Origin of the sequence: Bartonella acomydis (genome assembly GCF_039543025.1) — a bacterium.
GTDB lineage: Bacteria > Pseudomonadota > Alphaproteobacteria > Rhizobiales > Rhizobiaceae > Bartonella > Bartonella acomydis.
Genome location: NZ_BAABIY010000040.1, coordinates 35,441 through 60,928 on the forward strand (window position 1 = coordinate 35,441; position 25,488 = coordinate 60,928).

The following is a 25,488-nucleotide window of genomic DNA, read 5'->3' on the forward strand; positions in this document are numbered from 1 at the left end:
TTGCTTGTAGGTTCAAAAGCGGAGCTGCTGTGTGGATAAAAACTGTACAAAAAAGGATTAAAATGGCTTTTATGAATCAACTTAATGCGAGGGCTGTCGGCAACATTGGAGGCTGTCAAATATAATATGGTGCAGACTTGTTACGCCATAAGCGTAAAGATGGGGGGGGCTGAAAGGCTTTATCGTTAGACCATTTGGACAACGCGCCGCGCAATAGGCTTTGGTGTTTTAGCAATAGGCTTTGGTGCTTTAAGAGATGTTTTTTTAAAACAAGCGCGTGAATGTGCAAACCAATGGCGCTCTGTTTTTGGTGTACAACACAGTGACAGCCAAAAAAACTCTTATACACAAAGGACAGTGCAAAATTTTTCCCTGCCAAAATCTTTATAATAAGAAGATCATCAGAAGAATACCCAAAGGCCAGCACCGGCAAGCTTTTCGCACAAGCGGCATTTTTCCTAAGAAGTTCTCATTGCAAGGCATTTTGCTTCTCAGAAGCACTGGCGTTCATCTGCCAATGCTCCAAAGGTGCAGAGAGCAAGTTTTTATCTCCACATTGATCTCCACAAGGCAGAAATTCTACCAACAAGAATTGTACCAATGAGAGTTTGAGAAGAATTCTTAAACAAGGATTTAAGCTGTTATCCGTTGAATGACAGCGCCACATCCTGCTAATTTTTCTTCCAATCTCTCAAAGCCGCGATCCAGATGATAGACGCGGTTGACAATTGTTTCTCCCTTTGCCGCCAGAGCCGCAATGACAAGAGAGACAGAAGCGCGTAAATCGGTGGCCATGACAGGTGCACCTTGGAGACAGTCTGTTCCATGCACGGTTGCCGTTTGCCCATCGAGCTTTATCTGAGCGCCCAAACGGATCAGTTCTTGCACATGCATGAAGCGATTTTCGAAGATTGTCTCTGTGATATGGGAAATTCCCTGCGCGCGTGTCATCAGTGCCATGAATTGGGCTTGCAGATCAGTTGGGAAAGCGGGATAAGGTCCTGTTTTGATATCGACGGGCATGATTTTTGTTTGTCGCAAATTTCGTTTGACGCGAATTCCTTTTGGTTCTATTTGAATATCAAGTCCGGTTTTTTGCAGCACGCCGAGCACTTGTGTGAGATGATTAGGGTTTGCATTTTTGAGAAACACATCCCCACCTGTCATAGCGACGGCCATGGCGTAGGTTCCGGCTTCGATTCGATCAGCGATAACGCGTATTCTTGCGCCATTGAGTTTTTTGACGCCCTCAATGGTGAGAGTTGATGTTCCCTCGCCGAGTATTTTTGCACCCATAGCATTAAGTGTTCGAATAAGATTTGCGACTTCAGGTTCACAAGCAGCATTTTCAAGGATAGTTTTTCCCTTTGCCATTGTAGCAGCCATCAGCATGACATGGGTTCCCCCGACAGTGACTTTAGGAAAACGATAGTGAGCAGCTTTGAGTCCGCTTAGGGCTTTTGCATGGACATAACCATTTTCGATAGAGATACGGGCGCCTAGAGTTTTGAGTCCCTCGAGAATAAAATCGACAGGTCTTGTACCGATAGCGCAACCACCAGGTAGGGATACGTATGCTTCTCTGCATCGCGCGAGCAGAGGTCCAATGACCCAAAAGCTTGCGCGCATTTTTTTCACCAATTCGTATGGAGCGCGTGTTGTGGTGATTTTTTGCGCTGTAAAATGGATTGTTCTTGCATTCAGACAATCACCATTGTCTTTTTGTCCATCCACCGCATACCCGACCCCATGATTATTAAGAATACGAATAAGCAATTCGACATCTGCCAGATGGGGCACATTGTCTAAGGTAAGCGTTTGTTCGGTAAGCAGTGCAGCAATCATCAAAGGTAAAGCGGCATTTTTTGCTCCTGAGATAGGAATAGTTCCTTTAAGTTTTTTGCCACCAATAATTTGAATAGAATCCATATTTTTCTCTCTTTTCCCTTTCCCCCTCCAAAGGGTCCCCCCTTTGAGAAGTTATTTTATGATGATTTCAGATCGAAATCGATGATATGAGAAGACTTCTCAAAGATAAGAACGCTCATTTGGGAAGTTTGGTTGCAAAATGAGCGTTAAGGATCATTTTAGAGTTCTGTTTGTGCTTTTTTTCGGCTTTGCTCTTTTCGACGTTTTAGGTTTTGTCGCAATTGTTGTGCCAATCGTTCTTGGCGTCGCTTTGCTTTTTCATTTTTTTCATCTTTGTGGTTAAGTTGTTGTTGTTTTTGATGCATTTGTGTCATTGCGCAACCTTTGGAGCATTATCGAGCTTTTATTCAAGCAACTCATGACTTTTGTATAAGAAATTTATGTCATGACACAAGAGTGGTTTTCTTTCAAGAATGTACAAATGTTCTCTTGCCTATTTTATGACAATATGGCACAAGACAGCGCACATCTTGCAAAGAGCTGCGGTAGCTCAGTGGTAGAGCACTCCCTTGGTAAGGGAGAGGTCGAGAGTTCAATCCTCTCTCGCAGCACCATATACAACCTATCTTTCCTCCCCCCAATACCATACAACAAGAACAGCACTCCCTCTTTCATTTTTTTCATTTTTTGCATCATATCCGCACAATCTTCTTCGCCCATAACAGTTTCGTGATTCTTTTTTAAGGCTGTCACACACCACACGCCGCGCCTCCCCCATGTTCCGCACGCCATTCCCAACTTGCTATGCCAAGCCCTCGTCCATAAGCCCTACAGATTTAATTTGCCGCACCATCATCTCCAAGGCCTCATTAAAACGGCTAATTTCACTTTCAAGCCTGCGAATATAAGTTTCATCACGGTAAGCGCGCTTAATCAAAGGCGGCATATCAGGCCAATAGAGCATCAAATCAACCCATTCGCGTTGCGCAATCCACAATCCACCCTGACACTGTGCTTTATGTTCTTCTGGAAAGCCCTTCTGCATGAAATGGGGAATAAGGATTTCGGGTTTTTTTGTTTTAATTTCCAACAATCCCTCTTTTCCCACAAAGGCATCGGGAGAAAAGCCTTTTTTACCATCATCGGCAAGCACAAACCCAATAATTTCAGGCTCCCTATGGGTGAGTTTAGCATAAAGCGCACGTGCACTTGGTTCTAATTCGCTACCCCGTCGCATAGCAAGGGTTGTTCCCTCTTCAACCGTTTTGCCAGTAATTCTTTCTCCGGCCAGTTTCATCATCACAGAATAATATCGCGCAGTTTTTTGCCCGTGTTTTTTTTGTGCCATCACCATTTCAAACAAAGAAGCAGTAATCAAGCCATTGCGTATGTTCTGCCATTCTTCTGTTCCCTGAAGACAATCCACAATAATTGGCATAATTTCCTCCCCTTTTCTTTAATTTTTGTCTTTGCACTCTATTTGAGCAGTTTTTTGATGCAGCTTGCTCACAATTAAAACCTTCCAAAGAGACAAGTGCTCCAAACCGCCCGCTAAAAAAACAACACGCTCCATCGCTTTTCCAATTCCCAAGCAAACACTTAAATAACCAACCTTGACTGTGAGCCAACACATCCCTCCCATGCTTGCCTCTTATACGCCTTTTTACATTTCCCTCTGATGTTTTCTCGGGCGTTTACCCTGGAGCCCTTTTATTGCAAAAAAACTGTATATTTTTTGAAGTAAAATTGGGCCCCCTAGACGCCTACCGTTGTTGCTGTTTTATTCCTCAAGACAGATAACCCTCATAAGAAGCCTCCTCCCCCTTCCCGAACTGTCCCCTTTAATCCCCCACACATTTCCTCCACACTTTGCCGAGCGCTGTTTCCACACTCTCCAAACACTTAGCCCTCTTTATTGAAAAGCAGCAACACAAGCTTAAAGCTTGTGTTGCGTACCAATGTCTCCCTTCAAAAATCTGAAGGTTCACATTTTTTGTTGCGATAAAATAACGAGAGTCTTGCCTCAATCGTGCTGTTGCACGATGCAAAAATCATTTTGGCAATATTCTTCTGCCAAATTTTTTGCCACACATTCTGCCACCTTTCGTGATATGAAAAGGATTGCATTATGTTTTTGAGGTTCGAGCCTGATGATATTTTGGGTCTTTCCAGCGTAGTAAAGTGGAAAGCCGCGATAAAAAGTCTGAAGATAGCTTGCCATAAATTCTTACCACCAGTAATCATTCAAGACATCACATGGACGCAAGCGATGTTGTTTTTCGTAAGATCCGTAGAGATTGTCTTCATAATCACGAGCGACTTTTTCATTGAGATGCACATGGTAGGCATCACTACTGAGAATAAAAGGCTGAAGTTGACTATTTTCGTCGTCAATTTCATGATTTGCCACATAAGAATCTGCGAGTTGTTCGCTGACATCCTCTGCATGAAGTGTCATAAGATCGAGACGCAAAAGTCTGTAAACAGTTTCGTATTCTTCAAGAATTTCGAGCACTTCTTCGCTTTGCTCGAAAGGTCCTTCATAGACATCGCCTCTTTCATCTTCACAAAGAACAATGAGTATTTCATCCTCTTTAACGAATGGAATATTTTTCATCATTTCCCCCCTTTTGACAGTTGATAAAACACAGCTTTGTCTTGACAAGGCTGAATATAGCGTTAGTCTTATCTCCTCTATGGGAGATATGTCAAATCATTTTATCCTTAATAAAAGATATATTTTTAGTCTTTACGACGGTTAAAGGACATATGCGGATAAAAATTTATTCTCTTTTTGCCTCCGGTGTCCTTATATTGTTCTCTATTTGTTCTTACTTAATTCAACCACCAGCAGACAGGAGAGCCAACATGAGTGATCTAGAATTGATACAATACTGGCGCAGTCTTGATTTAAAAACACAAAAAGAGCTTATTTTGCTACTCCGGCGGTTGGTCGGCGCAAAAGAGTCAAAATCGCCTGTCGCTCTTCAGGAGAAAGCTTTAAAATAAGATCGATAAATTCTTTATCCTCGTGGCTCACGCCCTGACCATAGAGGATATAATTCATACTGATATTAATTTCATGACAAACCCGGGCGAGAGATTCGATTGTTGGTTCTTTTCCTTCTGTAAGGATAGAATGAAGATATCCAGCCCCTTTACCAGATGCGAGGGAAATAGATCTTTTAGACCGGCCACTTTTTTTGAGTGCCGCACTTAATCTCTGTCGCCAACCATTGATATTCATAGTTCCACCATATAGTGCGTCCTTTAAAAAAAACACGTCCTTATTTGTAAAATGCGCTTGCATTATCCTCCAAAAAGGATAAAATTAAGAAAAAAATTTTTATTGATAAGGGGGGATAAAAATTCATTTTCAGATTGCAAGAACACTTTATCATCGCAAAGAATGCGTAAGGCAGCGCCCCTGCAAGCCGCGCCGAAATCCTCTGTATTTTAAAAAAAATCCCATATATTTTAAAAAAAGTTCCATGCATTTTAAAAGAAGACCCAATATATTTTAAAAAGAGCTATCATGCAACAAACAGCACGCATCATCACTAGTTAGACAGCTATCAAACAGCATCTCAAGAACTGTTATTTAACAAAACATAGCGCAACAAAACCGTATCACTTTGTACTTAAAACGCAAAAACTTTCACCGCATAGCACCAAACGCATAACATCCCATAAGACATAAAACGCTCTTCCCGATTTTATTATGAAGAGAAATGTAAGAAAGAGGATTAAAGCATGAAACAAACCAATCAACAAGCAACTCCTTACTATGAATCGTCTAGGCTTCCTTATGTTTGTTGGTATCAAAATGATTTTCTAGGAGGAGTACGTGGCATGCGCGCACACGAAATTGGCATTTATACAATTCTCCTCAACGAAATGTATGCGCGTGGTCGTCCTCTAGAATTATCGGTAGAACGTTTAGCGCGTCTTTGCGGTTGTGACAAGCGAACATTTACAAATGTTTTAGAAATGCTGATAGAAGAGGGGAAAATTTTAAATTTAGCGCATGGTTTATGGAACAAGCGTTGTGAAACTGTTTTTCAAGAGCGGGCAAAATTTCTTGAACAGAAAAGCTTTGCGGGTCATTGTTCGGCAAAAAAACGCAAAAAAATCAATGCTGAGATTCAACGACTGCTCAACAACCCTGACAGAGATGATGCACAAAGTTCACAAGCTCAGAAGGAAGAAGAAAAGGAAACACCTTACGGTGTTTCAGAAAAGTCCTTTTTTTTGCTGACAACAGAGCCTTTTGCCGGAGACGACCTACAGGAGGATTCCAGCGCCACCAGCACACCTCACGCACCCATCGCACCCAACACTCCTGCCCCAGGCAAGCAAATCCTTAGCTCACCGGCAGAAGGACAACATGCACCGCTCACAACACCAAGGCTCAACGCCACCAGCACGCCTCACGCACCCAGTGCCTCTGCCACATCCAGCACCGCCAACAGGCAAAAGCAAGCCAAAAGCCGCACAGTGATCGCCAAAGGACAACGTCTTCCCAAAGATTGGCAAGCAGATATTGGGGCAGCGATTTTAGAAGGATTGAATGAAGAACAAGCCCGTTGGCAAGAAAAGAAATTTCGCGACTATTGGCAAGCCAAAAGCGGCAGAGAGGCTCTTAAAGTGGATTGGCAAGCCACATGGCGCAATTGGTTTCGCCGAGAGATTGAACGCCTAAAAGAACATCAAGAAAGACTTGCCATTTTTTCATCGCAGAATCGTCTTTCAGCACCTAACGGCGAAAATGAAGCCCTTTACCGCAGCCTTATCAACTACCACACGAACTAACATGAACAGCATTGTACAGAATTTGTTTTCAATCAACACAGAGCCTTTTGCAAACTGCATGCAAGTGGTCCAACACGACCCGCACAGCACAGCCAACAGCCCACCCAAACAATAGAAAAACCCAACAGCAGAAAGGCAAAATGATAAACCCGCAACCCTCACGCCTCCTACCCCTCTTACCCCAACATGGGCAATGAAAACCGCACCTCATGGGCAAACAAAAACCGATGCGGCAGTTTGAGAAGGTTTGCGTAAAAAACAAATCCGTAGACCAAAAAAAATTCATGATGATTGGCATGCCAAAAGCGGCAAGGAAGCAGCAAGCCCCAGAGTGTAATGGGTTATGCGATAGCAGTGCCCAAGAAATTCAACAAAGAGAGTGAACGTATGAAAAGAGCTTCAAGCAAGCTGTCACGTTTTTCCTCACCCATACCCTCATGGCAACAGGCAGCACAGATGATGCGCAAGAGCAAAACCGTAAAACCACAGAGATGAATATGAGCACAATTTTTGATATCAAACAACAGCTTAACGCACAAGCAGGGGCGATAGCAGAAATGCTTCTTCCCAAAGGCTACAAACGAGGCAATGATTGGATTGTTGGCAATACGCGCGGTGAGGCGGGTCAAAGTTTATCGCTGTGCCTGAGCGGCAATAAAGCGGGTCTTTGGTATGATTTTGCAGAAGGCAAAGGTGGAGACCTTTTAGACCTTTGGTGTGAAGTCAAAGGGATAAGCCTTTCTCAAGCCTTAGAAGAAGCACGCACCCTTCTTCATTTGAATCGTCCCAAACCCTTTATGGCGCCCCGTCGTTCCTATCGTCTTCCACCAGTTCCCACAGGCGGTACACCACAAAATTTAGTCAAAACTTATCTCAATAAAGAACGTTGTATCCCCCTCGAGATTTTACAGCGCTACCGCATAGGAGAAGAGGGAAAAAAAATCATTTTTCCCTTTTATAAGCCGGATGGCACCCTTGCCTTGGTAAAAGAACGGCTCGCACAAGCAGGAGCAAAAACCAAACCCACATCCTCTCAATGTGAACCAATTTTATTTGGCTGGCAAGCGCTCTATCCCAGCACCCTAGAAACCCACAAGTATAGCCCATCGGCAGTGGAGCAAAATACATCACACCCACATCGCAATATCTTCACCGGCATACAAGAAGCCGATACCCTCTCCGCCACATCGCACGCTTTTTCTTCAACCAATGGAAGCTTTCATGGCAGCCCCAATCACGCCCTCAATGAGAGTACCAACCGAATGATTGTCATCACTGAGGGAGAAATTGATGCACTCTCGCTCGCCGCCTATGGATATCCAGCGCTCTCCGTCCCCTTTGGCGGAGGAGTTGGGGGCAAACACAACTGGATTGAAAATGAATTTGACCATTTAGAACCTTTTGAGACAATTTTTTTAGCCACCGATATGGACAAGCCTGGTGAAGAAGCCGCCCATGAGATTGCCAGCAGGCTTGGTCGTCATCGCTGCTACCGTGTCCACTTACCCAAAAAAGATGCCAATGACTGTTTAACCGCTGGAATTGATGCCGCCACTATTAAAGCCGCCTTTTCGACAGCCCAAAGCTTTGCCCCAAAAGGCTTACGGCGTGCCTCAGACTATAAAGACAAAGTCATCGGACTGTTTTGGCCAGAGCCTGAACAACATGTTGGCTATACGCTTCCCTATGCTAAACTGCAGGGCAAATTGCATTTCCGCCCAGCAGAATTAACGCTGTGGAGCGGTGCCAGTGGTGCAGGAAAAAGTCAATTGTTATCCGACTGTATTCCCCATTGGATTGCCCAAAACAGTCGCCTTTGCTTAGCCTCGCTAGAGATGAAAGGAGAACAATCACTGCGCCGTTTAACCAAACAAACCGGTGGCTTAGAACAACCCACAAGAGAGATGATTGAACGGATTCTGCATTTTTTGGATGATGGACTTATTCTTTATGAGCATGTCGGCAAATCGAGTGTTGATAACTTACTAGATGTCTTTGACTATTGTCGTGCGCGCTATGGCTGTGATCAGTTTATCATCGACAGTCTCATGCGGCTTGGCATTGCCTCTGATGATTATGCCGGTCAAGAACAAGCAGTTTATAAAATGGTTGATTGGGCTGTTTTAAACAATGTGCATCTTCATCTTGTTGCCCATGCCCGCAAAGGGGGGCTAGATATCCCAGGCACAGAAGATATCAAAGGCGCCTCAGAGATTGGTGCCAATGCCTTTAACATCATCACCATTTGGCGTAACAGATCCTTAGAAGACAAAATCTTCGCTGCCTCGCTGACACAAGAAAAAACAGATTTAGCCAAACGCCCCAGCGTTATTATGAATATCGCTAAACAACGTTCCGGTGATTTTGAAGGCAAAATTGGACTTTGGTTTGATGGGCAAACCTATCGCTATCGCTGCTCGCCTGAACGCCCCATCAACCCACGCCGTTACTTGGAGCGCCCCATCAACCCCACGCCTTTTAAAAATGCCTCCCCCACCCATCACACCCTGATAAAGAGACAGCACGATAAAGACACCAACACAGGAGCAATCCCTAAATGCAGCCAAACAGCATAACATTCAAAATACGCAAAAGCCTCTGCCCCAGAGTATTATCGCGCTTGCCTATCAACAACCCTACGAGCAATTTCAACAAAACAGCAAAGACCAGCACTATCAAGAATATCGCCCTTATTTGATCAAGATTCCTGACACCCGCATAAAAAAGCCACAGCAGAACGCCCATGATGCAACAAACCAAGGACCGCGCCAAAAATGCAGAAAAACACCGCTCCCTTCAACACCCCCCCCAAGCAACAGGCCAACTCCCCGTGCCCACAACGCCACTGTCCACGCCCACAGAGAAAAAAAACCACACACAAAGCCCCAAAATATCCGCTCTGTCACCCCGTCGCGCTTGGCAGCCCTATAAAGAAAAAACACGAAAACAGCAAAAACCACAACCCCTGCGACATCCATAATCCCCACATAGCAGTAAAATCCCCCATAACAGTAACCTCAAAGATCCTGGCGAACATGCAGCAAAACGCCCCTTCTTTCAAGAAGCAAATCAACAAAGAGATAACAGATGTCCCACCCGCCTACCTTTCGCACAAGCCCCCTGCATAAATCCCCGCATACCCGCTCCCATATACCACCAGACATTATCCCCCGCACAAACAGATGAAAACGCCAAGGAAAGTCATACCCGCTCACCCCTAAACATTCCCCTCACGCAAAGGAGCAGAGACTTATCCCCCACAAAACATAGAAGCAGCACAATCGCATTTTTTTACATGCTCATTTCTTTACGGAAAAGAAGCAAATTGACAATTTTTAAGGATATACCATGAATCACCACAACAAAGGGCAACAACCAGCAGCAGACAAAAGCAAAACTTTTTCTTCCCCTCATAATGCTCAAGAACAACCGCACATTGGCCATTTAAAGACGCAAGAAATTGCTGTTGAAACGCGCAATCCTTATTTTCAACCCAATCATCCAGAAAGCGCGAGCAATCCGCGCACCATCAAAGCCATTGCCAATGCGGCGAGTCGTCCCATTGCACTTTTATACGCCAAAGGGCATCTCAGCAAAGCACAATATAAAGCAGCAGAACGCTTTTATGTTTATTGGCGTCAAAGTCAGGCAGACCTTCACATGAGTCCTGACTACACGCGTGAAAAGGTAGCCTATAGCCAAAGCTACATCCATCCCATTGAACGCCAAATGGAAGCCACCAATCATTTAAAAACCATCAAAGTGCAGCTTGGCATTCTTGGCTATGCGCTCATTGAGCAGGTTATTGGTTACGGTCAAGCAATCAAAGAATTAAGCCCCACAAAGCGCAAACAAAACTCCCTTGCTGACCATTTACGCGATTGTTTAGACCTGTTAGCATTTCATTGGGGATATACAAATGAGAAGAAAATACACAAATGAGAGAGATAAATCACGGCTGCTTTCCATACACTGCAGCTCTAGAAGCATGTCTCAAACAGGAAGAGTACCAATAAACACCTCCCATCAATCATGCCTCCAATCATCGATCATAGGCTCAAAGAAATCTGACACAACAAACCATAGAGGGAAATGCAACCCCAACAAAATCATGCAACAGGCATAAAATGACTTTCAAGAATAGCAAAAACATTTTTTCCATCCTCATCATTTTAAACCTGCATCTTAAACAGCTGCCAGCAACCATTCTAGAGCAACGATTTTAGCAAGAATCACTTCAGCAGAACAACCAGTTGCCCCTCTAGATCTCCTTATTACCGGATGTTTTTTCTTGCAAACAAGCCCCCATCCAGTATTTTTTATGCCAAGCTTACCATAGAAAACAACCACCACCTAGTACTAGCCATAAGCAAAAAAACCGCATACCAGCAGCATCAGGAGAACAAGCACCGCTCACAACACCAAGGCTCAGCGCCTCGCACCACCTCACTTCATGCTCTCAACCACACCAAGTCATCCTGCCACACCAAGCCACCTCTGCCCCAGGCAAAAAAAACGCATACAAGCTAGCATCAGGGAAAAAACCAAACCAAAAGCCGCACAGTGATCGCCAAAGGACAACGTCTTCCCAAAGATTGGCAAGCAGATATTGAAGCAACGATTTTAGAAGGATTGAGTGAAGAACAAGCCCGTTGGCAAGAAAAGAAATTTCGCGACTATTGGCAAGCCAAAAGCGGCAGAGAAGCCCTTAAAGTAGATAGGCAAACCACATGGCGCAATTGGTTTCGCCAAGAGATTAAAAGCCTAAAAGAACATCAACAAGACTTGCTATTTTTTCATCGCAGAATCGTCTTTCAGCACATTATCTTTTCTTAAAAAACAAATACACGTAAAGCACATCTTTCACCGCTTCTTTCTGGTGCGCTTACCATCGAAAACCGCTAAATCCTCACCTATTAACTGCGCCACACCCACCCCAAACCGTCCTCAACAATCATGCCAACCAAGAATCATGTCAGCAAAAAGACCCCTTATGAAAGAATTTTTATTGTTATAATTGGCAGCTTGTCTCAAGACCTTCCCCCGTTTCTTAGCTGAGATCTTTATCATAAAAACACATGGGGATTGCTCTGAGTAATTTAACCGCAATAGAGAAGTAGATTGTTAGGCTGATTCTTTTTCTCAAAATTCCATGAAAGAACAAAAAGACTTTTCTTCATAAAGTCCTCATATTCTTCTAAAGCACTCTTCATAAACTTTGTTTTGAATGAAATGAAATATAAGGATATTTTACTCTCTTAAGTTGAGAATCAAACAACAGTTATTTAACCATATTAAGTATTCATTATGTTTTTATCTGCAATGCAAATATATTTTAGGCAGAGTAATTTATAAATGCCTTATGCACAAAACTTGTGCACAAAAACGTCTTGTACACAAAACTTGTGTACAAAAAAGGAAATTCCAAAAAACCAAATCGCAACATTCTGATATGCGAATTTCCGTAGATTTTTCAGTAACTTTTGCTCTTATACGGCCCTGCTGATTTTACAATTTTATAATACAATTCTTTCTAAGTTTTAAAATACAAAAACAATAAATTTTCTTGACTCTCTCTTATTTTCGCACCAAATATGCGCAAATCTCAAATCGGGGTGCATCTTAACCCTCAAATAGATGCACCCCACCCCTCAAGGTGTATCCAACCCTCATAAGATACACCGAAATTTCAAACAGGGTGCATCCCAACCCTCATAGGATGCACCCCACCCCTCAAGGTGTATCCAAACCCTCATAAGATACACCGAAATTTCAAACAGGGTGCATCCCAACCCTCATAGGATGCACCCCTCCATCAGGGTGCATCCAAACCCTCAAGATGCACCCTAATCTCAAACCGGGGCGCATCTTAACCCTCAAAGAGATGCACCCCGCCCCTCAAGGTGTATCCAAACCCTCATAAGATACACCGAAATCTCAAACCGGGGTGCATCTTAACCCTCAAAGAGATGCACCCCGCCCCTCAAGGTGTATCCAAACCCTCATAAGATACACCGAAATCTCAAACCGGGGTGCATCTTAACCCTCAAAGAGATGCACCCCACCCCTCAAGGTGCATCCCATCCTCATAAGATGCACCCTAATCTTATGAGCTGTGCATTTTAATCTTCACAAAATGCACTCTGCTCTTCATAGGATGTGCTTTGCCTTCATGGAGATTTTACGAATTGAGTTGGTTCACCATGGACAAAACAAAAATTCGCCAAACAGCTGTTTTTCTCGCCTATCCTATGATATATATGTTTTGAAATCTTAAAAACCCTCTTTTATAAAATCAATTCTGAAAGAACTAATTGAGGCAAATAAAAGCATAATTTTGTCAATTTTTAGGCAAATTTTATTCTTTTTTATGTTTTTTTCATTTTCACTATAGTTATTTAAAGTGAATCTATGTATAATACGTTCCGATATTTATTTTTATAAATAAATATAGGAGAAGAACTATGAATATCAGATATTTTTTCATAGCAGGGGCAATCACCAGTGGTTTAGCCCTCGCAATTCAGCAATCTGATAGTATAGTCAATAAACAACCCTCTCCTACTGTAACGCCTCATACTGTTGAAAAAACTGTTTTACAGACTTTTGAACCAGTAAATGGCACATTGGATGTATTGAATATACTAGAAACGCAAACGAATAGTGGAGAACAGCAAAGAGCAAGGGACGATTTATACCAGAAAGGTGAAAATTTATTACAAGCGCTGATTGGTTTTGTCTGTTCTCTGGTCATGTATTGCTTAGAAAAGCTTTTTACCAGAAGTCTTTGATGGAAAAGTGACGCGTTTTAAAAAAACAGCCCAAACCCTAAAGAAAAGCTCGAACATTGTAATTTATTATTTAAATATTAATAAAGGCCCCAATTTTTCTGGGGCCTTTATTTTATTGTTCTTTTGTTCAACGATACACTTAACTTTTACTTTTATTTTTGCTTGCCTTCTCCTCGCCAAAGGGCAAAAGCTTCCCTGCGAACTTTCACGCATTTGTTTCATGGTTTTACCTATCAACCACTTTAAAAATGGCTTCACTTCATCAGTGCAACAAAGGCACCAAAAAGCTTGACAAGACTTCACCAAAAACACGACAAAGAGCCAAGAAACGTGACTGAGGGAGTTTTTCTGCTGAATATTTTCCAGCGTTTCTCTTTTCCCCTTAAACTGATGCAGAAAAATGCTCTGTGCTCTCAACTATCATTTATATTTGCACATGAAGATATTTTCCATGTTCAATGAACATTTTAAGAACAATTTTACAGCACTCGATAAAATGATTCGTTTGTAAAGAAAACTCTGCAAAGGTAAGAGAATCATGGATTTGGTATTCCTCCTTCTTAAAAGCTTTAAGACAAGTTATTTTTAATCTTTTTCTGAAAACTTTATAAAGCTGTTCTCTTAATTCTTCATGCCACCTGCTTCATCCCTACCTTAATTCCCCTGCTTATTGTCTTTTCCCCTCTCATAACAAGGCCAACGCTCTGGTAAGTTCTCTCTCACAGGCTTTTCAACTCTTTTTGCAACTGAAAGAACATTTTTGCCTGCTTAAAGACAGAATAATAAAGTGCCACAATGAGTACGGTAAAAAAAGCAGCCCAAAGCACCACAAGGATAAAGGCGATTCTCAAGAATTCTATAAGATGATTGTTCGCACTTTCCCTCTCTTCCTTTTTATCAGAGACCTTTTGATGATAAGGAGAGATACCTCGTTTTTGCATTGCTTCTTGCAATTTCGCGATATTTTTTTTCAACTGCCACATAAAGAAGAAGGAGAGCACCAACAAAACCGGTATAAAAGCAATCACACATACGGCGATGACTTCAAGCAGCACAAAAACAGAAAAAAGAGTTGTATCTTGTTCCACAGTGAGCTTCCACTCTGCCCAAATTGGAATATAAAGAACCTGTCTGCCCAATGTTATGAGAAGAGCAAGCAAACAGATAACAATCTGGTCTTTTTTTGAAAGAAATGCTTGTTCAAGCGAAAAAGCACGCGACTCTTTGATCAAATGTGCCATTTCCCCTTTATTTTCCCGTTTTTCTCTCATAACAGCTCTTACTTTATTGATAAGCTCCCCAGGCATTTTTTTCCATACTCTCCTACATGGGCTTTCTCAGTTGCGCCCCCTCTCAGTTGCGAGAACCATTTGGTAAGACACTCGCATAAAAATAAGCACCACAACTGCAGCACTTAACAAAACATCATGGCTCATTCTCAAAATCCCCCTTTTGCTTCTTCTCTCCCCCCTTCATGCCAAGCACAGCCAAATATTACAGATGCTCTTTCATCGCTTTATTGATACGCTCTCTCATCGCTTTATTGAATTGTCCGGAAACCTTAGAATAGGCGATGAGGCGCTTGATAAAAGAATAATACAACGCCACAATTGCAGCACTTAACAAAACATCAAGGATGATCCCGAACTTAACCCCGTAAAACATGCCCATGATAATTATAAACCCTACACTTTCGCTAAGCATTTTCCCCACACTTTCTTTTTATAAATTGCTTGTCTGTTACTTTGTTAATTTTTCCAATTTTCGGATCTTTTTTTTCAACTGAGCCGTTAAAAGCGCGCGCAAAATCAAAACAACAGGAACTGTTATACAAATACAGAACGAAATCAAGAATATCAGCATAAACAGCACCCCATAGATTTCAAATTTTTCAGGGCTTCCAATATGATGAAAGCTATGATCCATCTCCCTGGCAAAAGTGATATAAACATGGACTTTGAAAGCCATTATGATGAGAGAGAGAAAGAATACGACGCTATAATCTTTTCGTGTAAAAGCGAACCATTTTTTGTCTAAAGCGGCGTCTTTCTCTGGATCAAGCGCCAAAATTTGCTTTTTAATCTCACGATTTTGCGAATCATCAAAACGTTTTGGCTGTTCTTTCATCAAGCATTTATATTCTTTAAGCTTTACATAGAGCTTGTAACGTTTAATAAAAGAATAGTAAGGTGCCACAATAATCATATTGAGCAAAAGTACCAAGACCACAATTGTAAATATTGTGAAAAAAAAGCTGGGATGATAAGAGCCATTGCACCTGGTCCCATGGCGTTTATAACCTCACTGATTTATCGTGTGGCAGAGAGACTTGTTCTAAAGAATGCGTTTTTTTCAATTTACGCTCTCGGAGGCTGCGGAATACCCAAAGGAGAAGTAGAGGTGCAAGAAAGAAGACCCAGATCACAACCGGTAGCAAAAAAATCACATAGCCTATAACATCCCATTTCCCCCACTCTCCCAACTCTTTCAAAGGCTTTGCAAAAGCTGGGGATTCCAGAGTCATCATAAGAAGAAATATGTGCAAGAGGGTGAGAAAGTTTTGCCACAGCCTTTTATCATTTCGCCATGAAAACAATTTTGATTTTTTGCCTTGAAACCCAAGCATTTTTTTCTCAAATGCCCCAATTTTCCCCTTCATCATGCCCCCTATATTTTTATTGTGCTTAAAAATTTCCTTTTTTAGACTTTTATAAAGCAACTTGCTGTTTTTCTCAATCCTTGATTGCTCAAAACGGCTTTTATTTTCATAAAATTTCATGGCTCCTTTTCTCTCAAGAGCAACAGCCATCACACCTCTTTGTCATTACATTTTTTTCATTGTCGGGCTTTAAAGAGCGCCATCCCAAACAGGCAAGCCTCTTTATCCTCATGTCTATCTTCTCTTCTCAAGCAATTTTGCTGGAAAACTTTATAAGGCTAAAAAGTCTCCAGCCCGCCAAGCAAAGCGAGAGCCAAAAGAGGACGCAGAATATAAAAAACCAACCAAGCCTACTGACCCAAAAAGGTCCTATCCCTTTTCCAAGGAAGGATCCCCCTATAAAGAAGCAAATCTTTTACCAAGGCCAACAGTTTTCCTTGCCCATTTTCAAACACCATGCACCTGCTTTCAATATCCCACAGATACCCTTTCTTTAAAAATTTCAAATCCTTATACATTAAAGTCCTGATGCATGATAAAGCCAATACAAACTTGCAACAGTTTTTGCCTGGTAAGAATGCAGAGGTCTCATAAGCGACAACAAGAATGCCGTTTTTGAGCGCAAATCCATCATCAAATAGGGGCAAATTGCCGATCATTTTTTCCTTTTATCTCATCAGAGAAGAAAGTGCACTTCGCGGTCTGGGAAACAATAGACCGCCAAATGATCGCCTGTTCTCATCAATTTTTACCAACCACCCCAGACTCTTGAATGCTGTTGCACTTTCCGTAGAGAAAATTTTATCATCATCACCATCAAGGTCTTATTGCTTTTGTGAACACTTCTGCTGCAGCATTTCTTGTTTTTGGCGCAGCAACTGAAGGGCGAGGTCATTTTCTTCCAGCACTCTTTCCAACTCGCCTTGCACTTGGAAAGCGATTTTGGCCCGCTTGAAAATAGAAGAATAAAAAGCCAAAATAAGCAACATAATCAAAGTAAAAAAAATGCTACGAAACACACTCAACATGATAATGAAGGCTATAATACTACTACCCATTTTCCCCCTCACATTCTTGAGCAAGCGCATTTTGCAAACGGCTAATATTCTCTCCTACAAAGATTGCTTCTTCTAAATTCTGGATCTTTTTTTTCAGCCGACGCGTTATGATGATACGAAACACAAAAAAAACCGGGAGCAATAAAAGAAGCCCCATTAATATCACCTCTGCTATCATGTACAACAGAAAAAATAGCACACCAACAAGAGAATGCATTCCTGCTGCGAACTCTCCCTTTAACAGGATTATTATAAAGGGAATGTTTTGGCACAAGGCTATGATAACAGAAAGGATGAAGATCACTTTATAATTTTTTGTTGAAAGCAATGCATCTTCAAACGTAAAAGAACGTGCTCTTTTATAGGTTTCTTGCTCCACTGGTAAATTCCCCCTTTTATTGTTCATTTCGCTTAACATTTTCTCCTTTTCTTTGCCTATAAAGCAGCGTGCTATTTTTCTCAATCCTTGATTGCTCAAAACAGTTTTTATTTTCATAAAATTTCACCGCGTCTCTTCTCTCAAGAGCAACAGCCATCACATCTCTTTGTCATTACATTTTTTTCATTGTCGGGCTTTAAAGAGCGCCATCCCAAACAGGCGAGCCTCTTTATCCTCATGTCTATCTTCTCTCCTCAAATAATTTATTGGGCAATTTTATGGAGAAACACTCGTCTCTTGCACTCCTCGTGCCTTTTTAAGCACTCACATGCTAAGAACCATTCACACAGATCATTTTCCAACAATTTGTTCAAGCCAAGCAGAATTGCACTGTTTTCATCACTTTCTTCAACCACCTTCACATGAAAGAGACATACATGAAAAATATTTGAAAGATGTTTGCAAAATTTCCACATCAGCAAGCAAGACAAAAATCCCAAGCGAGAACTATGTGCTACTTTCCCATTCGCTGGCGGGGTGTAACAAAGCATTTTGCAAAAAACACCGACAAACTTAAGAAAAGAAGCATAAAGCAGCACAATTTGCCCCTTTGAGAAAAAATCGGGATGAGAGCTATGGCAAAAACACCGGCGAAACGCCCTTACTCGCCTGCCATTTCCCCGTCACTTCCCTTATGTGAGATTCTGTAGAGATTTGTTTAAGGCTATAGTTTTTTGGGCGCAATTTCTTCTTCTAGTTCTTGCATCATTTTTTTCAACCGACGCGTTATGATGGTACGAAACAGCAAAATGGTTGGTAAGAAGAAAAGAGTAATGCCAAGAATGCATGCCAGCGGCGCTAAAAGAAAAAAGGAAAGAAAACCTTTTCCACAGATAATCTGGTATAGAAAACCCATGACAACCAAAACTGTCACCATAAGTGCAGAGAGATGAAAGATTCTTCTATAATCCTGCCTTGACAACTTCAGAGCTCTTTTCAACAAAGAAGCAATTGTTTGATCAAACTCTACGTCCTGTTTCATGTTATTTTTCTTGTTTTCCCCCCTGCATGAGTGCTCTATCACGTTTTTGCAGCACGCTTTTCAGCTCACCTTTGGCTTTGCAATAGAGCCTCGCACGCTTTATAAACATGTAATAAAGGAGCAAAACTGGCACAGCCATTAAAAAACCGATTATTGTCAAAGACAAAAAAGAGAGGATCAAGTATGTTGCAAAACTACTGGTCATTTTTTTCTCCCCTGGCATTCTGCATACCGAGCGCTTTATCGCGTTGTGTCATTGCTTCTTCCAATTGTTGCATTGTTTTTCTCAATTTGCTTGTCAATTTTATACAGAGCAGCCCAACAATTGGTGCAAAGAAAAGAAAACATACAGAGAGACAAGTTAATAGCAGAGTTATAATACCACTTTCATCAACCTTCCAACCTGCTATATTAGCTGTAAAGAATGCAGATCTTAAAAGCACTATGATGAAAGAGAAGACACAGATTATTTTAAACTCTTTTGGCCAAAGCAACATGGATTGTTTGAAAGAAAACAGACGCGCTCTCGCATCGAGTGCTGCATTCTGTTGTCGCATTGCCTTCTTCTCACTTTGTAAGTGCTGTAATGCATTCTTTTCTTGTTTTATGCTCTTTCGCAATTCTTCAGACACTTTACAGTATAGCTTTGCCCGCTTTACGAAAAAATAAGGAAGCCCGATGAGAACCATAAACACGACAATGCCTATAATGATGAGTCCTAGCAGACCCCAAGATCCTATAAAAAGAAGCACTTTCCCCCCTCTCACATTTTGTGTACTAATCGATTGCATTGCCGTTTAAGCAAGTTTTTCCAACTTTTTTATCTTCTTTTTCACTCTCTGATTAAGGATACTGTAGAATATTAAAATCACTGTTAAAGAGAAAGCAATCAATGCTATGGCTAACACCATTAACACAGCCGTTATGGCATAAACAATAAAGAATACAGAACCATTATTGATCAATTGTTTTATGTCCATTCCTTGTGCCAGCTTTGCGCCTTCTATGCTGATGGAAAATGTGAAGGGCACGAATATAAAGACAAAGATAATGAGAGAAAAAATCAATATTCTTTTATAATCCTTTCTTGAAAGCGGCAAAGATTCTTTAAATGAAGAGAGATAAGCTTTGATATTGAATGCTGATCTCTGTTCCTTTATTTCCCTCTCATCACCTCACCTAAAATGCTGGGGATTTAGCATCTCTAAAGTCCTAGACAGCATTCGCGCACGCTTAATACGCTTAATAAAGGAATAATAAATTGCCACAATTGCCATAGTACTACAAACAGTTATCAGACTATACATGACAATCATTGACCCAGTAGATAATACTATCAACACCATCGTCAAAACATTCATTTTTCTCTCCCTCTCTTGTTCTATAAAGCCATTGAATGCCCTATTTGGGGGATTTTTCCCATTGCTGGATCATTTCTTTCAACTCGTGATTCAAGAAAAAATGGCAGACAAGAAGAACAGGAAAGAGAACGGTAATAATTTCAAAAATCGTTTGTGGGAGAAGACATAGAAAAGCCCAAACGCCATTCCACCCAGCAGCGAACCACAATTTTTGTATAGCCATTCCATGGGGAGAAAGTTGAGGCAAGACTAGATCTTGAAATTTTTCCAGAAATCCTTTGTGGAGATTTTCCTGAACCATGGCCATGAGCGTTTCCCGAGAGAGCACATGAAAATATTCCAAAGGGGTTATATACGCAATAGCAGCACAGAGTGCCAAAAAGAGAACAGCCAAACAACAGATAACGACATAATCTTTTGTTGAGAGAGTCATTGCTTTTTTTAAAGAAAAAAGCTTTGCTGCTTTCTCAAACACACTGCAAGAGGCAACAGGCACTCTACTGTTGAGAGACTCGTGTTGTGATTTATCTATTGTCATGCCACTTCCCCCTATTTTCAAAATATTTCACAGCACGTAAACCAATGTAAGGCAGTTGTTTAAAACTTTTTTAACAATTGCACAAGTACTCTCAACCTCTTACCATAAACTCTTTCATTATCTCATCCTGTGTGAAGGAATATTTTTGTCCCTTTGCCCACAAAACAAAGCAAAAATGAGCAGAGCCAATCAAAGCCTTCCAGAGATCTCTCCCAAAAGAAAGAGAGCTCTCCAACAAAAACAAGAAAAATGCCTCATCGCTTTATTTTCCATTTTGTACACTGTCTTCTACACTGATCATTCTCTATCCCGCATAGCCCTGTGCTATTATTTTTGATGACCGCGTCTTTTTCTTCCTCTGTCTGGCGCACTACTTCTTTCTTGCCTTGCGCAATGCTTGTTGCAGCTTGCCCACCCGCAATCATGCAGAACAACAAAATCACCAGAAAGATTAAGAGAAACATCAAAAGAGCGCAGAAGAGAATTCGCCTCAACCATTCTCATAAAGATCCTTGGGCACGCTCATGAGGCACCAAAGCTCTTATCCCCCATTACAATGTCAGAAAATGAAAGGCAAAAAAACCATCAGTGTAAGAAAACATTTGTGATCATTTTTCTGCCAAAACCCAAAGCTTTCTGCAAAAAACTGCATCTCCTACCAGACAGAAAATTCATCTTGCTTGTGTGTTTGCACCTTTACACCAGCACTATTTTTATATTTGCCTGTGTCCATTTGCCCCAACGTCAGTATGTAACCTTTACACACCACTTTCTTGATCTACACACCACATTTTTAACAAGAAGGATTTCTGTATAAAGACAAGAAGGGTTTCTATATAAAAAAGCAGCAACAATTTTTGCGAAGTTTTACCTTTTGCTGCTTTTTTTCTCAGCATTTTTCTCAGAATGCCATTTCTTTTTTAACGTTTCTTGTTCTTAACGTCTCTCGTTCAGTTCTTTGTCCATGCTTAGATATAATCTTATCCGTTTGACAAAAAAGTAATAAATTCCAACAAGAAGCATACCGTTTAACACAGCAATGATGATAAGACCGAAAAACGCGAGAATCCCTAATAATTTTGTAATAAGAAACATTTCTTCCTCCCTATTCTTATGCAGTGGCTGATTTATTTTGCTTTTGAGATGTTTTTTGTTCCAGTTTCACAAGCATTTTTTTCAATCTACGATTCAATATAAAATGGAGGATCAAAACGACAGGTAAGAAGATGATTGACAATCCCCAAAGGAAAATAGGCAGAAAAAGGATATAGTCAAAAAAGCTATTTCCCTCACCATAAATTCCGCCAGCAAATAATCCGAAGAAAAACCCTGGCAGATAATGGATACGAAAAAAGCTTAAGATCAACATCACCAAAGCAATACAGAAGATGATTTTATAATCTTTTATGGTGAGCATCATCGCTTCTTTGCAAGCAAAAAGCTTAGATCCTTTGGCAAAAACTGACTGTGAGGTTGACTTTGTATTGGCCTGCGTTTGAAAAAATCCTGATTGTGGTTCGTTTTGTTGTTGATGATTTTTCATTCTGACACTCCCCGTTTTTTAATTTTTTTATAAACCCTCTAACATATGCTTCATAAAACATCCGCTTAAGATGTAACCCACTCTTCTCCCTCATGCATCAATAAATATAAGCATAAACAACCCTCATGCATAGGCATGGTGCCTTAACATGTCTCACGCATGAAAAGATATGAAGAAAAGTTCACCCCCCTCTCAAGCATCTACTGTACAACCCAAAAGACTCTCAAAGAACGCTACAGCCCTTTGTGCCTTGATAAACGCTAACGGTCTTCTAAACCTTTAGTCACTTGCAATGCTTGTAAGAGCATCTATAACAGCCCCAAAGCAAATTTTCAATCCCCCTGCACATTTCCTTAAAAAGGAAAGCCCACTTGTTTCAAAGCCCAACACGACGCTTTTACACACAGAGTATTTTTGAATAAAAAACAAGGTCTTTTAAAGAACAAAAGTGAAAGAAAAAATGCAACAAGCTTTTGTGCTCCATTCACTACACTACGCAGCGCCCTTTGAGAAGGATGATATTTTGCTCATACTGATATTTTATGAGAGAGTCAGAAAATTTGCTCCATTTGTGGAATGATTTTTGCAATAAATGCTTACACAATCCCCCCCATCCAAAAAGAACAGCACAAATGAAGTAGAAAAATTTATACTCTACAAAGGATAAATATAAAACAAAGATGAGGAAAAGAAAGCATAACCACCCGTATGTCCTCTCACGGCTTTTGTTGTTGATCGTTTATGATCAGGCAAATGAATCAATATTTATTTGAAAATATCAGTTATATTGTGGTATGATAATAAAGAGCAGGGTTTATTTTTTGCGAGCCTATGTCTGTTCAACACAGAACAAATTTCCTCCAAAAAGGATAAAATATTTTTAACATACATGCTGTGTATCAGGCCTTTTTGTTTGATAGCTCAACCGCTAAAACAGCTTTATTCTGTTTACTGTGCTGGCATATCTTTGTTTTGTACCACACTGGGGCTTGTCTTTATTCTCTGTAGCCCAGCATGAAGCATAACTTTATTTTGTGTCCTCAGAGAAAATTTTATGAAGAGCGCAGAGTTTAAAAATTTTTGCCAAGTCTTCTCAAATCAAGCCTTTTCAAGCAAGGAGACAAAGAAAACCCTGCATCAGAACACACAACAGCATTTTTCATAAAGAAGCATTTTCAACTTATGCTTTTTGTCTAAAATCTGCCTTGCATAGGGGATTCCCGAAGAGACAAATGATCAAAAATCAAAAGAGAAGAGTATGATTTTTCCTTTACATTTCAAATATTTTTTTAACTTTTAACACAGGTTCAAAAGTTTGTCACAAACACACAATGGCGATCAATGTTCGTCAACAACGCATCCCTCAAGAGCATTTCCAACAGTCTTTTGCTGCACTTTTCTTCTTCACACAGAGAGTCTTTCAAAATTCACACGGGGGGTTCATGACACTAGGTAAAAAACGGAGCAAGCTGAAAAGCACAAGAAAAGGAAGAAAACAAAAGGGCGGTCTTTCTCATACTGTCACACCCTGTCTTTCTGCTTTTCAACACAGCATTGAAATGCGAGCAAAACACTTTGGTTTGACAATAGAAGAAGCCAAAAATCCCCTTGCGAGTTCTTATATTGGGCGACTTTGTTTGCTTGGCTATAAACAGAATGCATTGGGCATCAGCAAAGAGCAATATGAAGCTGCCCAACGCTATCTCCAAATCAGAAACGATTATTTATGTGCTAAAGGCCTTCCCCACGGCTATTATGATGATTTTACCCATACACCGAATGAAAAAGCACAACAGCAATGGGTTCAAAGAACAACGGATCACTATGAAAAGATGCAAGAAGTGATCAAAGAAACACAACAACAGCATCGCCAATATAACCTTCAAGCCGCATTACAATATCTTGTTGTAGAGGATCAACCGCTTTCCTCTTTGATCTGCGCATTACGTCTTATTCTCAATGCGCTTCATAAACATTTTACTGATTAAACACCCAGAAGAAGGCGGTGATATGCAATATTTTTCCCTTCTGCGCCCTAAGTAAGAGGAAACATGATGTTTGTTCTTCATGGAACGACCGCTTGAAGATTGATGACACCCTCAAAGAGCGAGAATGCAAAACTGCCCCCACCACGAAGAGCGCAGCACTTGCCCCCACCCCACTACCGAGAAGCCCCACCCCCAACAAGGGTCACTGCCCACCAGCATCCCCCCACCAAAATACACCAGCTCCAAGAGCACTTCCCCAACAACCTTGTACAAAACCGCAAGCAGTACCCCTCGCAAAAACCCAGCAAATCCGACAATTTCCTGCCAACAAAAACACTCCTTTCCTCACAACAGAAAAACCACTCCAATTGAAGCAAAAAATTTTGCTGTTTGTGCAAAAATTGGCGGAAATAAAAACAGCAGATCATGTTTTTTATTGACAAAATATGAAAAATCTTCTTTAATAGTGGATGCGGCGGATGTTTTTTTGCGTCTATACTTCAGACACTTCCTCGTAATATTTTCGTAATTTCAGTATATTTTTTCATATCGCCAATACCTTTTTTGCACATCAACTTATCTTACTTTTTATCAATTTTATGCAAAAGATGCTGCAATTTTTCTTCTCTGAGAAACAAAATCCTCATGGAGCAAATCTTCTTATGAAGGCAACGACAAAGCTGTTTCCATTGCCCTCACTTACAAGATCAGCAAAAATGAATCTGCAACATTGTTTGGTCAGAATTAAAGAAGATAATATCGAACACTGATATCAATACGGAGCTTTATATTATGAAGCCGCAAGATGCAAAAAACACCAATCCTCGTCCCTCAACAACGCAAGAAGGTGCACGTGCATCATTAGAAAGCCCCTCTGCAACCATGGAACAACTCAGGAGTGCGACAGAAAAAACACTTCCCTTCAGTCATGAAGAATTGCAAGACATTATTGCCGGTCTAGAGCGTGATATTGCTGATAGCAGCTGGCTCAAAGGCAATTACCATTATGCAGATATGGACCTTAGAATGATGCCGATTCTTCTAGAGCGGGCCAATAATAAATATCAAGGATTAAATCTTAAATTAGTTACGACATCTGAAGATCTTTGCCACTCCATAAAAGAAGCAATGGATAATGGAATTTACGCTTCCAGATATATTGTAACTACAACCGATAGAGGCATCCATACTATAGTGCTTGATCAAAGAACCATTGATGGCAAAACATCTTTGATTGCTTTTGAACCAGCAACACTACGTGATGAGATACCATTATTGCTAGCTGTAAGATTACAACTAACCCTTCAACGTCACTTATCTGATTGTCATTTTTCCATGGTTGAAATGGATATTCAGCGCAGTTCTTCTGAATGCGCCATATTTAGTCTAGGCCTTGCCAAAAAGCTCCATCGCGAAGCGGACCAACTGACAAAAATGCATGAGGATAA

30 protein-coding genes, 1 tRNA gene and 2 pseudogenes are annotated in these 25,488 nt (G+C 41.0%); 10 read left to right on the forward strand and 23 right to left on the reverse strand.

The features are described from left to right. Positions 1-62: 62 nt before the first annotated feature. Positions 63-306 (forward strand): annotated as a pseudogene (locus ABD909_RS08605) (integrase); the annotation flags it as partial. Between the two features lie 327 nt (positions 307-633). Here ABD909_RS08605 and murA read toward each other — a convergent pair. Together murA and ABD909_RS06560 are read right to left on the reverse strand one after the other, a co-directional pair. Next, on the reverse strand, positions 634-1,929 hold the full coding sequence (murA, locus tag ABD909_RS06555) for a UDP-N-acetylglucosamine 1-carboxyvinyltransferase (protein ID WP_345097148.1): 1,296 nt from the start codon (positions 1,927-1,929) through the stop codon (positions 634-636). A 158-nt stretch (positions 1,930-2,087) separates the two neighbouring features. Further along, a complete protein-coding gene (locus ABD909_RS06560; RefSeq protein WP_345097151.1) occupies positions 2,088-2,243 on the reverse strand; it encodes a hypothetical protein in 156 nt (51 codons plus the stop codon). A gap of 165 nt (positions 2,244-2,408) precedes the next feature. On the opposite strand from ABD909_RS06560, the gene ABD909_RS06565 reads away from it, so the two are divergent. Then, positions 2,409-2,483 (forward strand) — tRNA-Thr (locus ABD909_RS06565). A gap of 188 nt (positions 2,484-2,671) precedes the next feature. On the opposite strand, the gene ABD909_RS06570 is transcribed toward ABD909_RS06565, so the two are convergent. From ABD909_RS06570 to ABD909_RS06590, 5 genes are all read right to left on the reverse strand, one after another. Further along, positions 2,672-3,307 carry a lambda exonuclease family protein gene (locus tag ABD909_RS06570; protein ID WP_345097153.1) on the reverse strand — a complete coding sequence of 212 codons (636 nt, stop codon included), beginning with the start codon at positions 3,305-3,307 and terminating at the stop codon, positions 2,672-2,674. Between the two features lie 18 nt (positions 3,308-3,325). Then, a complete protein-coding gene (locus ABD909_RS06575) occupies positions 3,326-3,511 on the reverse strand; it encodes a hypothetical protein (protein WP_345097155.1) in 186 nt (61 codons plus the stop codon). A gap of 381 nt (positions 3,512-3,892) precedes the next feature. Then, positions 3,893-4,090 (reverse strand): hypothetical protein, encoded by a 198-nt coding sequence (locus tag ABD909_RS06580; protein WP_345097157.1) that lies wholly within the window; start codon positions 4,088-4,090, stop codon positions 3,893-3,895. A 6-nt stretch (positions 4,091-4,096) separates the two neighbouring features. Beyond that, on the reverse strand, positions 4,097-4,486 hold the full coding sequence (locus ABD909_RS06585) for a hypothetical protein (RefSeq protein WP_345097190.1): 390 nt from the start codon (positions 4,484-4,486) through the stop codon (positions 4,097-4,099). Positions 4,487-4,798: 312 nt separating this feature from the next. Further along, the gene (locus ABD909_RS06590) at positions 4,799-5,116 is read right to left on the reverse strand and encodes an XRE family transcriptional regulator (RefSeq protein ID WP_345097191.1); all 318 of its coding nucleotides are present in this window, start codon (positions 5,114-5,116) and stop codon (positions 4,799-4,801) included. Between the two features lie 506 nt (positions 5,117-5,622). Between ABD909_RS06590 and ABD909_RS06595 the strand changes: the two genes are divergently transcribed. Together ABD909_RS06595 and ABD909_RS06600 are read left to right on the forward strand one after the other, a co-directional pair. Beyond that, entirely contained in the window at positions 5,623-6,681 is a 1,059-nt protein-coding gene (locus ABD909_RS06595) for a YdaU family protein (RefSeq protein WP_345097159.1), read from the forward strand. Positions 6,682-7,178: 497 nt separating this feature from the next. Beyond that, positions 7,179-9,257 (forward strand): toprim domain-containing protein, encoded by a 2,079-nt coding sequence (locus tag ABD909_RS06600; protein WP_345097192.1) that lies wholly within the window; start codon positions 7,179-7,181, stop codon positions 9,255-9,257. 114 nt (positions 9,258-9,371) lie between these two features. Here the strand turns inward: ABD909_RS06600 and ABD909_RS06605 are convergent, their stop codons facing one another. Further along, positions 9,372-9,659 (reverse strand): hypothetical protein, encoded by a 288-nt coding sequence (locus ABD909_RS06605; RefSeq protein ID WP_345097161.1) that lies wholly within the window; start codon positions 9,657-9,659, stop codon positions 9,372-9,374. A 370-nt stretch (positions 9,660-10,029) separates the two neighbouring features. Here ABD909_RS06605 and ABD909_RS06610 point away from each other — a divergent pair, with 370 nt between their 5' ends. After that, positions 10,030-10,623, forward strand: a complete 594-nt coding sequence (locus ABD909_RS06610; protein ID WP_345097162.1) for a hypothetical protein — start codon at positions 10,030-10,032, stop codon at positions 10,621-10,623. Positions 10,624-10,866: 243 nt separating this feature from the next. Here ABD909_RS06610 and ABD909_RS06615 read toward each other — a convergent pair whose 3' ends face one another. Next, positions 10,867-11,034, reverse strand: a complete 168-nt coding sequence (locus tag ABD909_RS06615; protein WP_345097163.1) for a hypothetical protein — start codon at positions 11,032-11,034, stop codon at positions 10,867-10,869. Between the two features lie 192 nt (positions 11,035-11,226). Between ABD909_RS06615 and ABD909_RS06620 the strand changes: the two are divergent. After that, positions 11,227-11,478, forward strand: a pseudogene (locus ABD909_RS06620) (YdaU family protein); the annotation flags it as partial. Positions 11,479-13,145: 1,667 nt separating this feature from the next. Continuing rightward, positions 13,146-13,472: a hypothetical protein gene (locus ABD909_RS06625; RefSeq protein ID WP_345097164.1), complete on the forward strand. Its 327-nt coding sequence runs from the start codon at positions 13,146-13,148 to the stop codon at positions 13,470-13,472. A 66-nt stretch (positions 13,473-13,538) separates the two neighbouring features. On the opposite strand, the gene ABD909_RS06630 is transcribed toward ABD909_RS06625, so the two are convergent. The 14 genes from ABD909_RS06630 to ABD909_RS06695 form a co-directional block, all read right to left on the reverse strand. Continuing rightward, complete coding sequence (locus ABD909_RS06630) at positions 13,539-13,694, reverse strand: hypothetical protein (protein WP_345097165.1); 156 nt, start codon at positions 13,692-13,694, stop codon at positions 13,539-13,541. A 497-nt stretch (positions 13,695-14,191) separates the two neighbouring features. Beyond that, on the reverse strand, positions 14,192-14,743 hold the full coding sequence (locus tag ABD909_RS06635) for a hypothetical protein (protein ID WP_345097166.1): 552 nt from the start codon (positions 14,741-14,743) through the stop codon (positions 14,192-14,194). A gap of 223 nt (positions 14,744-14,966) precedes the next feature. After that, a complete protein-coding gene (locus tag ABD909_RS06640) occupies positions 14,967-15,176 on the reverse strand; it encodes a hypothetical protein (protein ID WP_345097167.1) in 210 nt (69 codons plus the stop codon). 36 nt (positions 15,177-15,212) lie between these two features. Next, positions 15,213-15,599 (reverse strand): hypothetical protein, encoded by a 387-nt coding sequence (locus tag ABD909_RS06645; protein ID WP_345097168.1) that lies wholly within the window; start codon positions 15,597-15,599, stop codon positions 15,213-15,215. 166 nt (positions 15,600-15,765) lie between these two features. Continuing rightward, positions 15,766-16,281, reverse strand: coding sequence for a hypothetical protein (locus ABD909_RS06650; RefSeq protein WP_345097169.1), 516 nt, complete (start codon positions 16,279-16,281; stop codon positions 15,766-15,768). Positions 16,282-16,481: 200 nt separating this feature from the next. Continuing rightward, positions 16,482-16,790 carry a hypothetical protein gene (locus tag ABD909_RS06655; RefSeq protein ID WP_345097170.1) on the reverse strand — a complete coding sequence of 103 codons (309 nt, stop codon included), beginning with the start codon at positions 16,788-16,790 and terminating at the stop codon, positions 16,482-16,484. 391 nt (positions 16,791-17,181) lie between these two features. Beyond that, positions 17,182-17,685: a hypothetical protein gene (locus tag ABD909_RS06660; RefSeq protein WP_345097171.1), complete on the reverse strand. Its 504-nt coding sequence runs from the start codon at positions 17,683-17,685 to the stop codon at positions 17,182-17,184. Between the two features lie 607 nt (positions 17,686-18,292). After that, positions 18,293-18,610, reverse strand: a complete 318-nt coding sequence (locus tag ABD909_RS06665) for a hypothetical protein (protein WP_345097172.1) — start codon at positions 18,608-18,610, stop codon at positions 18,293-18,295. A gap of 1 nt (position 18,611) precedes the next feature. Then, the gene (locus ABD909_RS06670) at positions 18,612-18,815 is read right to left on the reverse strand and encodes a hypothetical protein (RefSeq protein WP_345097174.1); all 204 of its coding nucleotides are present in this window, start codon (positions 18,813-18,815) and stop codon (positions 18,612-18,614) included. Beyond that, positions 18,805-19,362, reverse strand: a complete 558-nt coding sequence (locus tag ABD909_RS06675; RefSeq protein ID WP_345097175.1) for a hypothetical protein — start codon at positions 19,360-19,362, stop codon at positions 18,805-18,807. The genes ABD909_RS06670 and ABD909_RS06675 overlap by 11 nt, the downstream gene beginning before the upstream one ends. 423 nt (positions 19,363-19,785) lie before the next feature. Then, positions 19,786-19,971, reverse strand: coding sequence for a hypothetical protein (locus ABD909_RS06680; protein WP_345097176.1), 186 nt, complete (start codon positions 19,969-19,971; stop codon positions 19,786-19,788). 40 nt (positions 19,972-20,011) lie between these two features. After that, on the reverse strand, positions 20,012-20,509 hold the full coding sequence (locus ABD909_RS06685; protein ID WP_345097177.1) for a hypothetical protein: 498 nt from the start codon (positions 20,507-20,509) through the stop codon (positions 20,012-20,014). A gap of 327 nt (positions 20,510-20,836) precedes the next feature. After that, entirely contained in the window at positions 20,837-21,007 is a 171-nt protein-coding gene (locus ABD909_RS06690; protein ID WP_345097178.1) for a hypothetical protein, read from the reverse strand. Between the two features lie 613 nt (positions 21,008-21,620). Beyond that, positions 21,621-22,052 (reverse strand): hypothetical protein, encoded by a 432-nt coding sequence (locus ABD909_RS06695; RefSeq protein ID WP_345097179.1) that lies wholly within the window; start codon positions 22,050-22,052, stop codon positions 21,621-21,623. A 1,442-nt stretch (positions 22,053-23,494) separates the two neighbouring features. On the opposite strand from ABD909_RS06695, the gene ABD909_RS06700 reads away from it, so the two are divergent. The 3 genes from ABD909_RS06700 to ABD909_RS06710 form a co-directional block, all read left to right on the forward strand. Beyond that, positions 23,495-24,040: a hypothetical protein gene (locus ABD909_RS06700; RefSeq protein ID WP_345097180.1), complete on the forward strand. Its 546-nt coding sequence runs from the start codon at positions 23,495-23,497 to the stop codon at positions 24,038-24,040. 92 nt (positions 24,041-24,132) lie between these two features. Next, on the forward strand, positions 24,133-24,480 hold the full coding sequence (locus tag ABD909_RS06705; RefSeq protein WP_345097181.1) for a hypothetical protein: 348 nt from the start codon (positions 24,133-24,135) through the stop codon (positions 24,478-24,480). 352 nt (positions 24,481-24,832) lie between these two features. Beyond that, positions 24,833-25,488 (forward strand): YopJ family acetyltransferase (locus tag ABD909_RS06710; protein ID WP_345097182.1); only part of this gene is annotated, 656 nt, incomplete at its 3' end.

Bases quoted from the DNA above. Each gene is read 5' to 3' on its own strand.
- murA (WP_345097148.1), bottom strand. From the start codon at position 1,929: ATGGATTCTATTCAAATTATTGGTGGCAAAAAACTTAAAGGAACTATT.
- ABD909_RS06560 (WP_345097151.1), bottom strand. From the start codon at position 2,243: ATGACACAAATGCATCAAAAACAACAACAACTTAACCACAAAGATGAA.
- ABD909_RS06570 (WP_345097153.1), bottom strand. From the start codon at position 3,307: ATGCCAATTATTGTGGATTGTCTTCAGGGAACAGAAGAATGGCAGAAC.
- ABD909_RS06575 (WP_345097155.1), bottom strand. From the start codon at position 3,511: ATGGGAGGGATGTGTTGGCTCACAGTCAAGGTTGGTTATTTAAGTGTT.
- ABD909_RS06580 (WP_345097157.1), bottom strand. From the start codon at position 4,090: ATGGCAAGCTATCTTCAGACTTTTTATCGCGGCTTTCCACTTTACTAC.
- ABD909_RS06585 (WP_345097190.1), bottom strand. From the start codon at position 4,486: ATGAAAAATATTCCATTCGTTAAAGAGGATGAAATACTCATTGTTCTT.
- ABD909_RS06590 (WP_345097191.1), bottom strand. From the start codon at position 5,116: ATGAATATCAATGGTTGGCGACAGAGATTAAGTGCGGCACTCAAAAAA.
- ABD909_RS06595 (WP_345097159.1), top strand. From the start codon at position 5,623: ATGAAACAAACCAATCAACAAGCAACTCCTTACTATGAATCGTCTAGG.
- ABD909_RS06600 (WP_345097192.1), top strand. From the start codon at position 7,179: ATGAGCACAATTTTTGATATCAAACAACAGCTTAACGCACAAGCAGGG.
- ABD909_RS06605 (WP_345097161.1), bottom strand. From the start codon at position 9,659: ATGGATGTCGCAGGGGTTGTGGTTTTTGCTGTTTTCGTGTTTTTTCTT.
- ABD909_RS06610 (WP_345097162.1), top strand. From the start codon at position 10,030: ATGAATCACCACAACAAAGGGCAACAACCAGCAGCAGACAAAAGCAAA.
- ABD909_RS06625 (WP_345097164.1), top strand. From the start codon at position 13,146: ATGAATATCAGATATTTTTTCATAGCAGGGGCAATCACCAGTGGTTTA.
- ABD909_RS06630 (WP_345097165.1), bottom strand. From the start codon at position 13,694: ATGAAACAAATGCGTGAAAGTTCGCAGGGAAGCTTTTGCCCTTTGGCG.
- ABD909_RS06635 (WP_345097166.1), bottom strand. From the start codon at position 14,743: ATGAGAGAAAAACGGGAAAATAAAGGGGAAATGGCACATTTGATCAAA.
- ABD909_RS06640 (WP_345097167.1), bottom strand. From the start codon at position 15,176: ATGCTTAGCGAAAGTGTAGGGTTTATAATTATCATGGGCATGTTTTAC.
- ABD909_RS06645 (WP_345097168.1), bottom strand. From the start codon at position 15,599: ATGAAAGAACAGCCAAAACGTTTTGATGATTCGCAAAATCGTGAGATT.
- ABD909_RS06650 (WP_345097169.1), bottom strand. From the start codon at position 16,281: ATGGCTGTTGCTCTTGAGAGAAAAGGAGCCATGAAATTTTATGAAAAT.
- ABD909_RS06655 (WP_345097170.1), bottom strand. From the start codon at position 16,790: ATGATCGGCAATTTGCCCCTATTTGATGATGGATTTGCGCTCAAAAAC.
- ABD909_RS06660 (WP_345097171.1), bottom strand. From the start codon at position 17,685: ATGAAAATAAAAACTGTTTTGAGCAATCAAGGATTGAGAAAAATAGCA.
- ABD909_RS06665 (WP_345097172.1), bottom strand. From the start codon at position 18,610: ATGAAACAGGACGTAGAGTTTGATCAAACAATTGCTTCTTTGTTGAAA.
- ABD909_RS06670 (WP_345097174.1), bottom strand. From the start codon at position 18,815: ATGACCAGTAGTTTTGCAACATACTTGATCCTCTCTTTTTTGTCTTTG.
- ABD909_RS06680 (WP_345097176.1), bottom strand. From the start codon at position 19,971: ATGAATGTTTTGACGATGGTGTTGATAGTATTATCTACTGGGTCAATG.
- ABD909_RS06685 (WP_345097177.1), bottom strand. From the start codon at position 20,509: ATGACAATAGATAAATCACAACACGAGTCTCTCAACAGTAGAGTGCCT.
- ABD909_RS06690 (WP_345097178.1), bottom strand. From the start codon at position 21,007: ATGGTTGAGGCGAATTCTCTTCTGCGCTCTTTTGATGTTTCTCTTAAT.
- ABD909_RS06695 (WP_345097179.1), bottom strand. From the start codon at position 22,052: ATGAAAAATCATCAACAACAAAACGAACCACAATCAGGATTTTTTCAA.
- ABD909_RS06700 (WP_345097180.1), top strand. From the start codon at position 23,495: ATGACACTAGGTAAAAAACGGAGCAAGCTGAAAAGCACAAGAAAAGGA.